Raw genomic sequence first — 9579 nt, 5'->3', positions numbered from 1 at the left:
CTTCTAATGCTCTTTTAAGAAATCTAAGATCGTCTTCACAAATAATAGCTTTTGCGCTATATTTATCTTGCAAAGAACGATGCATACAAAAACAATGATGAAAAACATGAATTACTACTACATCAAATTTTTTAGCTATAAATTGTCTATAGCTCTCAAGGAAATAAATATCTGCATTAGAACCTGCGCCACCTATCATAAAAACAATAGCTTTCATTTCTTTACTATCATCATAAGTGATTCTATATTCTAATTTACTTTCTCTTTTTATATTTAATTCTACATCATTACAAGAATCTATGAAATAAGTTTGATTTATGAGCATATTAAGCCTTTTAGAAATTTTGATTAATTATATCATCAAAATTTCTAAATAAATAAAAATTACCCAAAAGCTCCGTTTAAATAAGCTTTTGTTTTTTCTTCTTTTGGATTTTCAAAAAATTCCTTACTCTCTCCAAATTCTACAAGTTCTCCTAAATGAAAAAACGCAGTATAATCAGCCACGCGCTTAGCTTGTTGCATGTTATGTGTTACCATAATCATGGAAAGATTATGACTTAATTCTTTGATAAGCTCTTCTATAACGCTTGAAGATATAGGATCAAGTGCAGAAGTTGGTTCATCTAAAAGTAATAATTTTGGCTTTATGGCTAAAGCTCTTGCTATACAAAGGCGTTGTTGTTGACCGCCTGAAAGTGCTAGAGCATTTTGCTTTAGCTTATCCTTTACCTCCTCAAAAAGTCCTACTTTTTTAAGACAATCCTCCACTAAAGCATCTTCTTCATCTTTGTTTTTAATCATCCCATGGAGTTTTGGAGCATAAGAAATATTATCATAAATGCTTTTTACAAAAACATTAGGTTGTTGAAATACCATTCCAACTTTTTTTCTAAGCACGACTAAATCTTGATTTTTAACATCTTTCCCATCAATCTCAACAAGACCATCTACTTTTGCTATTTTGTCATTCATCCTATTAAAACAACGCAAAAATGTGGATTTTCCACAGCCTGAAGCACCTATTAAAGCTGTGATTTTATTTTTTTGAATTTCAATATTAATATCAAACAAAGCTTGTTTTTTACCATAAAATAAATTTAGATTTGTTGTTTTTGCTATCATTTTAATTTTCCTTGAAAATATCTTCTTAAAAGTATTGCTGCTAAATTTAAAATCACCAAAAGAGATAAAAGCACTATAATCCCTGCTGCTGTTCTTTCTAAAAATGCGCGTTCTGGCATAGCTGACCATGAAAAAATTTGAGCAGGTAAAACACTTGTTGGTGCAAAAATTGAGTTTGCTACATCAGGTATAAAAGCTATCATACCTATAATCATTAAAGGTGCAGTTTCGCCAATAGCTCCTGCTAAAGTTAAAATAGAACCTGTTAAAATCATAGGCATTGCCAAAGGCAGCATAATGCCTTTTATCATTTGAATTTTAGTCATACCTAAAGCATATGCTGCATTTTTCATATTAATATCCACGCTTTTTAAGGCAGCTTTAGTTGAAACAATGATAATAGGCAAACTCATAATAGCCAAAGTAAGTCCCCCGACTAAAGCACTAGAACGCGGCATCCCAAAAAGATTAATAAACACCCCAAGTCCTAAAAGTCCAAATAAAATACTAGGAATACTAGCAAGGTTATTAATACACACTTCTATAAAATGCGTAAATACATTTTGCGGAGCAAATTCTTCTAAATAAATAGCTGCTCCAACTCCTATTGGGATACTCACAGCCATACATACTAACATTACAAGCAAAGTTCCAACCACAGAAGCAAAGATTCCTGAATTTTCAGGTGATTTAGAGTCTCCATTAAGGAAAAAATTTGTATTAAAACTTAGTTTGATTTCTTGCTTTTGAACTAATTCATCAACTAATTTTTTTTGCTCATCGCTTAATTTATTGTAGTTTTTTTTCATATATTGATCAACTTCAGAATTTGCTAAAAGCCAAGATTTTTCTTTGATTTGACCCGTTCTTATTTTCCTTTGTTCAGCACGCGATAAAAGCTCATATGAAGGGCTATTTCTATCAGCCTGGGCATAAATGTAAGTTTGCTTAAAAGATCCTATCCCAAGATACCCCACACTTGATAAAAAAATACAAAGAAAAATAAGGTTTACATAAAGTCCCATTTTACAGAATCTTTTGAAATTTTTTGAAGCTTTTTTTCTTTGTTTAAAAAGTTTTTTCATAAATTTTTCCTTTTATGGAAGCGATTTATCAAATAAACGCTAAAAATATTAATGATTAATGTAATAATAAAAAGCACAAGCCCTAAAGAAAATGCACTTAAAGCCAAAGAACTATCAAAAGCTTGATCACCGCTTAATGCTTCTACTATTTTTACAGTCACTGTTGTCATATCTTCTAAAAAATTCATTGTTAAATTTGGACGCAATGAAGCAGCCATAACAACAATCATCGTTTCACCTAAAGCTCTTGAAAGTCCTAAAAGACAAGCTGCAACTATACCTGGCATTGCTTCTGGTAAAATTACTGCAAAAACAACTTCTTTTTTAGTCATACCTAAAGCATAAGCTCCATTGATTCTTTTTAAACTTACGGCTTCAATGCAATCTTGTGAAAGTGAAGCCACTATAGGAACTATCATAATACCCATGATAAAACCTGCACCTAAAGCACTTTGAAAACTAGCTTTGATACCAAAAAGAGAAAAAAACCATACTATAAATGGAGCTACAACTATGGCTGCGAAAAATCCAAAAACTACAGTAGGAATTCCTGCTATGATTTCTAAAATAGGCTTTAAATAGTTTTTAGATTTTTTACCCGCAAATACTCCAAGATAAATAGCACACATTACACCTAAAGGTAAGGCTGTTAGCATTGCTATCAATGAAATATAAAAAGTTCCCCAAAATAAACTCAAAGCACCAAAAACCCCATGCTTGCTACTTCCATCAGCACCTACAAATGCAGCATCTGCTGCCCACTGACTTGAAAATAAAAAAGTAAATACACTTTCTTTTTGAAAAAATTTTAATGCTTCAACTAAAATAGTTAGCATAATAGCAAAGCTTACTACTACACTAACAAAAGCACAAAGAAAAAGCGTTAATTTTATTATTTTTTCTTTTATCAATTTTTCATCCTAAATCAAAAAACTTTCCCTGCTTTAACAAGCTCATCAGTTAATAAACCTTTTTCTTCTATATGTTTTTGGGTTTGTTTTAAAGTTTTTTCATCCAAAGGAACTAATCCTATTTTTTCTAATTCTGCTCCGCTTTTAGCTAAATCATCACTCATGTAAATTTTTGCAAATTCAAATACTTCTGGATTTTTCTTAGCATTCATATATATAAACAAAGAACGAGCTAGTTTATATTTTCCTTCAGATATATTTTTCTCATCAGCTTTTACACCATCAATGTAAGCAGCATTAATCTTATCATCATTGCTAGCTAAAAATCCGTATCCAAAAAGCCCAAAAGCTTCTTTATCAACAGAAAGTTTTGAAACAATTAAATTATCGTTTTCTCCACTTGGTATAAATGCTCCATCTTGGCGTATAGTTTTATATACACCTTTGTATTCTGGAATTTTTTTAGAAATATCCACCATTACAAGTTCTTCTATACTATCTCTTGTTCCTGAGCTAGATGGAGGGCCATAAATTGTAATTTTTCTATTTGGTAGATTTTTATTGATTTGTTGCCAATTTGTATAAGGATTTGGGATTAATTTTCCATCTTGTGGAATTTCTTTAGCTAAAGCTAAAAATAACTCATGTAAGCTTATATTTAATGGAGCATTGATTTTATTTTGAGCTAAAACTATGCCATCATAGCCTATCATAATCCCGACTATATCGCTCACACCTGATTTTTTACAAGTTTCAAATTCACTTGGCTTGATTGCTCTTGAAGCATTAGAAATATCAGTAATTCCCTCGCAAAACACTTTAAAACCACCGCCTGTGCCAAGACTTTCAACTATAGGTGTTTTTGTATTTTTTATAACAGCATATTCTTCAGCAACAAAAGAAGTAAAAGGATAGACAGTGGATGAACCTGCTATTTTTAATTCTGCTGCGTTTAGACTAACAAAAGTAGCTACACTTAAAGCTAAAAGTTTTTTCATTTTTTCTCCTTAGTTAAAAAGTAATGAAAATTTAAAAAAACTTGGAAACATTTTGGATACATGTATTTTTTGATATAATTTTTATATGTTAAATGTTATTTTGATAGAAGATGATAAAGACTTAAACGAATTAATCACACTAAGACTTAGTCAAGAAAATATAAAAATTTATAGCTATTTTGATTTTTTTGACTTAGAAAATTTTCTAGATACAAATGAAATAGACTTAATCATCATGGATAGAAATTTACCAAGTGGCGATAGTGTAGAGATGATAAAACAATTAAGAAAAAAAGGTTATATGGAGCCTGTGATTTTTCTTAGTGCAAAGACTTTACAAAAAGATATTTTAGAAGGTTTTGAGCAAGGCTGTGATGATTATATATGTAAACCTTTTGATTTTAATGAGCTTTTATTTAGAATCAAAGCCGTAACTAAAAGAAATAAAACTCTAAAAGAGCAAATTTCTTATCAAGATTTTACTTTATACATAGAAGAGAGAAAATTAACCTATAAAACAAATACATTTGAAAATTTATCAACCCTAGATGTAGAATTACTCAAGTGTTTTTTTAATCACAAAAATCAACTTCTAAGCCGTCAATTTTTAAGTGAGCAAGTATGGAAAAATGACACAACAAGTGATAAGACAATCAATACAGCTATTTTAAGATTAAAACAAAAAATTCCACAAATTAAGGAAAATATCATTTCAGTGCGTTCGGTGGGTTATAAATTGTGCTAAAAATAAAAACATTTTTCCTTTTTACACTTGGATTTTTTTGTATTGCTTTTTTTATATTGTTTTATTTTTTCAATGAAAGTTATATTAACACTACGGTAAAAAGCACTTACGAGCAAAAACTAAAAACACTTAATGATGTTTTACAATTTCAGTTATTAGATATATTAAATTCCAATAATATCAAGCAATTTGCTCAAAATACCAGGGCAGATTTTATCATCAAACAAGATGAAGTTATTTTTTCATCATTAAAAGATTATTCTTATTTTTTAAATCATTTTGAGTCTAATTTTACCCATGATTTTTATAAGCAAAAAGAAATTTATTTTAAAGCTTATACTTGCAAAAACTATCAATATATCATCATTGTATACCCTAAAATACACTCTTTGGTACAAAATTTTTGGATTAAAAATATTATTATTTTTTCTTTCTTTTTACTTGTACTTGTTGTGTTTTATTTTGTTGTGTTTAATTTTTTCAAAAATTATTTTCAAGAATTATTATTGTTTGTTAAAAGTATCAAATCAAATACTAATTTCATTTTAAAATATAATTTCGTTTATGAATTAAAAAATTTAAATTTACGCTTATTGAAAATTAAAAAATTACTCATCAAACAAGAATTAAAAAACAAAAAGCAAGCTAAGAAAATTCAAACCAAAAATACTCAACTTAGTAATGTAATCAGCGCTATATCGCATGAACTTAAAAACCCTATAAGCGTTATAGATTTGAGCTTACAATCTTTAAAAGAAACTAATGATGAAAATATGAAATTATTTTTACTTGAAAAAATTCACAAACAAAGCGTAAAAATCAACCAACTAACACACAAACTCAATTTTGTTTTTAATCTTAATTTTGATTCTTTAAATTTAGAAAAATTTGACCTATATGTTTTAAGTAAAAATTTATTAGAAAGTTTTAGAGATGATAGGTTGAAAATTCAAGGCCAAACAAGCTTTATTAAAGCGGATAAATTTCTCATAGAACAAGTTATCATTAATCTAATAGACAATGCCTTAAAATACAGCAAAAAAGAGGTGTTAATCATCATCAAAAATCAAAATTTTACTATCATAGATCAAGGTATAGGCATAGAAGAAAAGCATCTTAAATTTATAACAAAAAAATTCTACAAAGCAAACTCAACACACAACAACTCTTTTGGATTAGGATTGTTTTTAGTTAAAAAAATACTCACTTTACACAAAAGTTCTTTAAAAATTCAATCTAGCCCACAAAAAGGTAGTGTTTTTTCTTTTGATATTAATTTATAATTTTATGAATATACTTATTAATGTATTTTTAATGTAGTTCTAACTAATATAACAAAAATAATTCATAAGGAGAAACAATGCTTTCAAAAGAAGTAGTGGCTTTATTAAATGAGCAAATTAATAAAGAAATGTATGCAGCAAATTTATATTTGAGTATGAGTTCATGGTGCTATGAGCATAGTTTTGATGGTGCGGGAGCGTTTTTGTTTGAACATGCAAGAGAAGAAAGTGATCATGCAAGAAAACTCATCACTTATTTAAATGAAACTGATTCTAAAGTAGAATTAAAAGAAGTTAAAAAACCTGATAGTGAATTTAAATCATTACTTGATGTATTTGAAAAAACTTTCGAGCATGAGCAAAGCATTACTGCTTCTATTAATAATCTTGTGGATTTTATGCTTTCAAGTAAAGATTATTCTACTTTTAATTTCTTGCAATGGTATGTAAGCGAACAACACGAAGAAGAAGCGCTTTTTAGAGGTATAGTAGATAAAATCAAACTCATAAGCGATAATGGCAATGGCTTATACATGGTAGATCAATACATTAAAAGCTTAATTAGTAAATAATTTTTTAGCTTCCAAATTTATGGAAGCTAAATATCTTTTAATTTAAAAGAATTCTTGCAAAATAAAAGTAAATTTGCTAAAATACTTTTTATTTAAAAGGATTTTCATGCAAATGAACGAAATTACTGATAAACTTAAATTTATACTCCAAAAAGAAGGTATAAAAAACGTCAAAGATTCTGATGTAGCTAAAATGCTAAATATCAATCCTGATACCTTTTATAGTATGAAATTTAGAAATTCCATACCTTATAAACAAATACTTCATTTTTTAAATGAAAGAAATATCAACATCAATGCATTTTTTTACGAAGACTCTTTTGAGAGTAATACTTTAACACTTGATTTAAACTATAATGTTTTAAAATATTATGATGTTAATGCTTCTATGGGAGGTGGGGCTTTAAATGATAATGTAAGTTTTTCAGAAGTGATTATAGATGAAAAACTAAGTGATTTTTTTGGCTCTAAAGATTGTGATATCATCCCATGTGTAGGCGATAGCATGGAACCTGAAATCAAAGATGATTCTTTATGCTTAGTAGATAAAAGCAAAAGCTTTAAAGAAGGTGGAGTTTTTGCGGTAAATACTCGAGATGGTTTGTTTATCAAACAAATTTTTAAAAGCAATAAAGGTGGAGTTTATCTGCATTCTTTTAATTTAAGCTATGCAGATGTACATTATCAAAATGGCGATTTTTTGATCGTGGGTAAGGTGGTGGGAACTATTAGCAGAATTTAATATACTAAATACTTCTTTTTTGTAGTTAATAATTTTTATTCTTTATATTAATAAAATATTAATTTAAATACAAATTTAAGTTATTTTTTATTAAAAAATAGTCACAATTATACTTTAATAGTTAATAGATAATAAATAAGAGTTTTTTTATCTTTTAACAAACTACATGAAAGGGAAGTTATGAAACACAAATTAGCTAAGGTTGCCACCTATGCCTGCCTAGCTTTAGGCATAAGTTTGAGTTCGCAAGCTTTTGCTTCTTCAGAGCCTAGAACCCTTGATGGATATGTAGCTCAAGAAGATGCATTTTTTGACTATCTTTACAAACACCACCCTATTTTTAAATACGAAAAAGAAGGGCGTTTAGTAGGTAAATTTACCCATAGTGATAGAACGGAAAACTGGGTTTTAAATCAAAATGGAGCTAAATTTGCTGCTGAGCATGATTTAAAACAAGCCTCTATTACCTATCGTTTGCCTTATGAATCTTTCTTGGATTTTCCAAATAAATTTGTAGGTCCAAAAAAATGTGGCGAATGTCACCCTGCTCAATATGCTTCTTGGGAACGCTCTCGCCATGCAAAAACCGTGCGTTTTCCGCATGAAATGGAAGAAGTTGGTGGAGCTGATGGTTTGAAAAAACCTATGTATAATTCTCAAGCTACTATTTTACCTGATGGAATTTATCCAAATGATGTTTATGCTCTCATTGGAACACCAAGAACAAAATATGGTTTTATAGATAGATGGCTTGTGCGTGGAACTTACCATGTTGAAGATGGAAATTTGAGTGATTTAAGTGGTAAATTAACTGCTGGAGGTAATCAATTCTCAAGACTTTGGAGTGAATTTTTAACCCCTGAAATGGCACAAAAAATAGCTGCTTTTGCACCTGGTTTTCCTACTAAAATGGAAGATTTTGGAGGAAATGGCTCTCAAGTATGGGGAACAAACTCTTATGCTGCAACTTATAAAGAAAAAGCGGTTTTCCAACCTGCTACTGCATATTGTGAAACCTGTCATACTTTTAAATTTGATTTTAAAAGCAAAGAAGAATTTTATAAAGCACTAGGTAACCCAAAAGAACTTCAAAAACATACCATCTCAAAAGGTATTACTTGTGAGGAATGCCATGGGGCTGGAGCGCATCTTTATGGAGCAAGAGGTGCGGGTATGCCATCAAATTGTGAAAGATGTCATCAAAGATTTTCATACAATGAAACCGATGCTAAAATCAATCCTAGAAAACCTTTCAACGCATATTTTAAATCAAGTTGTCCTGCGTGTGGAACAGAAGGTGCTCAAATGTATTCTTCAGCACACTATGATAAAGGTATGAGATGTAATACTTGTCATGATCCGCATGAAGTAACTTTTAATGATTGGAAAAGTGGTTATACTAAAACAAAACTTAAAAAAACTTGTAAAGATTGCCATGAAACCCAAGCAAGCTTTTTCAAAAAAGGCGGAATTCATGCAAAAGATAGTTGTACAGCTTGTCACATGCCAAATATGATGAGTTGTGAAAACTTTGGAGCGGTTCAAAACCCTGATAAAGGTGGATTTGATAATGTTAGAGCTTCGCATATTTGGAATATCAAAGTAGATAAAACAGCAAAAACACTTAATCCACCAGAAGGCAAAGAAAGATCGCCTAAAGTTGGTGGATGGACTATAGCTAGAGATGATGAAGGTAGATTTTTCCTTGATTTAATGTGGAGTTGTGGTAGAACTAGTTTTAGTGATATTAATCTAATGGGTCCTGGTGCAAGTGGTTGTCACAGTCCTGTGCAATCAACCTTGCCTGAAAAACTTCACTTTAGCAATCAAGAAATGATTTATGATAAAGTAATGGAGTGGCAAAACCCTGTTAAAGAAGGCTATGAGAAAATTAGAAAAGGTATAGCAAATATTGATAAAACTTTTGCTGAAAAAACCAAACTTTCAGTAGAGCAAAAATCAAAAGTACTAAGCCTAACAAATCAAGCTCAAGCCATAGCTGATAGACTAGAAAAAGATGGTTCTTGGGGTGTTCATGGACCTGCTTATTCTAAGAAAATCATAGAAGAAGCTTTAATTTATATCCAAGAAGCACAAAATATCCTAAATGGTAAATAA

Annotated in this window: 10 protein-coding genes; 5 read left to right on the top strand and 5 right to left on the bottom strand. The window is 29.7% G+C overall.

The features are described from left to right. From L8X40_RS07105 to L8X40_RS07085, 5 genes are all read right to left on the bottom strand, one after another. A partial coding sequence (locus tag L8X40_RS07105) for a DUF2920 family protein (RefSeq protein ID WP_263667599.1) occupies positions 1–325 on the bottom strand: 325 nt, incomplete at its 3' end. A gap of 59 nt (positions 326–384) precedes the next feature. After that, the gene (gene pstB / locus L8X40_RS07100; RefSeq protein ID WP_263667598.1) at positions 385–1125 is read right to left on the bottom strand and encodes a phosphate ABC transporter ATP-binding protein PstB; all 741 of its coding nucleotides are present in this window, start codon (positions 1123–1125) and stop codon (positions 385–387) included. Further along, the gene (gene pstA, locus L8X40_RS07095) at positions 1122–2210 is read right to left on the bottom strand and encodes a phosphate ABC transporter permease PstA (protein ID WP_263667597.1); all 1089 of its coding nucleotides are present in this window, start codon (positions 2208–2210) and stop codon (positions 1122–1124) included. The genes pstB and pstA overlap by 4 nt, the downstream gene beginning before the upstream one ends. Next, positions 2207–3121, bottom strand: coding sequence for a phosphate ABC transporter permease subunit PstC (gene pstC / locus L8X40_RS07090; protein WP_263667596.1), 915 nt, complete (start codon positions 3119–3121; stop codon positions 2207–2209). Before pstC ends, pstA begins: the two co-directional genes overlap by 4 nt. A 14-nt stretch (positions 3122–3135) precedes the next feature. Next, positions 3136–4119, bottom strand: coding sequence for a substrate-binding domain-containing protein (locus L8X40_RS07085; protein ID WP_263667595.1), 984 nt, complete (start codon positions 4117–4119; stop codon positions 3136–3138). An 85-nt stretch (positions 4120–4204) separates the two neighbouring features. Between L8X40_RS07085 and L8X40_RS07080 the strand changes: the two genes are divergently transcribed. The 5 genes from L8X40_RS07080 to L8X40_RS07060 all read left to right on the top strand — a co-directional run bounded on the left by L8X40_RS07080 (position 4205) and on the right by L8X40_RS07060 (position 9579). Then, the gene (locus tag L8X40_RS07080; RefSeq protein WP_087700729.1) at positions 4205–4864 is read left to right on the top strand and encodes a response regulator transcription factor; all 660 of its coding nucleotides are present in this window, start codon (positions 4205–4207) and stop codon (positions 4862–4864) included. Continuing rightward, entirely contained in the window at positions 4858–6147 is a 1290-nt protein-coding gene (locus L8X40_RS07075) for a sensor histidine kinase (protein WP_263667594.1), read from the top strand. The genes L8X40_RS07080 and L8X40_RS07075 overlap by 7 nt, the downstream gene beginning before the upstream one ends. Before the next feature lie 77 nt (positions 6148–6224). Continuing rightward, positions 6225–6719: a non-heme ferritin gene (gene ftnA, locus L8X40_RS07070; RefSeq protein ID WP_214100482.1), complete on the top strand. Its 495-nt coding sequence runs from the start codon at positions 6225–6227 to the stop codon at positions 6717–6719. 106 nt (positions 6720–6825) lie between these two features. Then, positions 6826–7461, top strand: a complete 636-nt coding sequence (locus tag L8X40_RS07065) for a helix-turn-helix transcriptional regulator (protein WP_214136215.1) — start codon at positions 6826–6828, stop codon at positions 7459–7461. Between the two features lie 180 nt (positions 7462–7641). Further along, a complete protein-coding gene (locus L8X40_RS07060) occupies positions 7642–9579 on the top strand; it encodes a cytochrome c family protein (protein ID WP_263667593.1) in 1938 nt (645 codons plus the stop codon).

The sequence above is a fragment of the Campylobacter sp. CNRCH_2013_0855 genome, from assembly GCF_025773025.1.
Lineage (GTDB): Bacteria > Campylobacterota > Campylobacteria > Campylobacterales > Campylobacteraceae > Campylobacter_D > Campylobacter_D jejuni_C.
Note: the sequence above shows the minus strand (reverse complement) of the source record. Positions and strands in the feature narration are given on the sequence as shown.

Bases quoted from the DNA above. Each gene is read 5' to 3' on its own strand.
- pstB (WP_263667598.1), bottom strand. From the start codon at position 1,125: ATGATAGCAAAAACAACAAATCTAAATTTATTTTATGGTAAAAAACAA.
- pstA (WP_263667597.1), bottom strand. From the start codon at position 2,210: ATGAAAAAACTTTTTAAACAAAGAAAAAAAGCTTCAAAAAATTTCAAA.
- L8X40_RS07085 (WP_263667595.1), bottom strand. From the start codon at position 4,119: ATGAAAAAACTTTTAGCTTTAAGTGTAGCTACTTTTGTTAGTCTAAAC.
- L8X40_RS07080 (WP_087700729.1), top strand. From the start codon at position 4,205: ATGTTAAATGTTATTTTGATAGAAGATGATAAAGACTTAAACGAATTA.
- ftnA (WP_214100482.1), top strand. From the start codon at position 6,225: ATGCTTTCAAAAGAAGTAGTGGCTTTATTAAATGAGCAAATTAATAAA.
- L8X40_RS07065 (WP_214136215.1), top strand. From the start codon at position 6,826: ATGCAAATGAACGAAATTACTGATAAACTTAAATTTATACTCCAAAAA.
- L8X40_RS07060 (WP_263667593.1), top strand. From the start codon at position 7,642: ATGAAACACAAATTAGCTAAGGTTGCCACCTATGCCTGCCTAGCTTTA.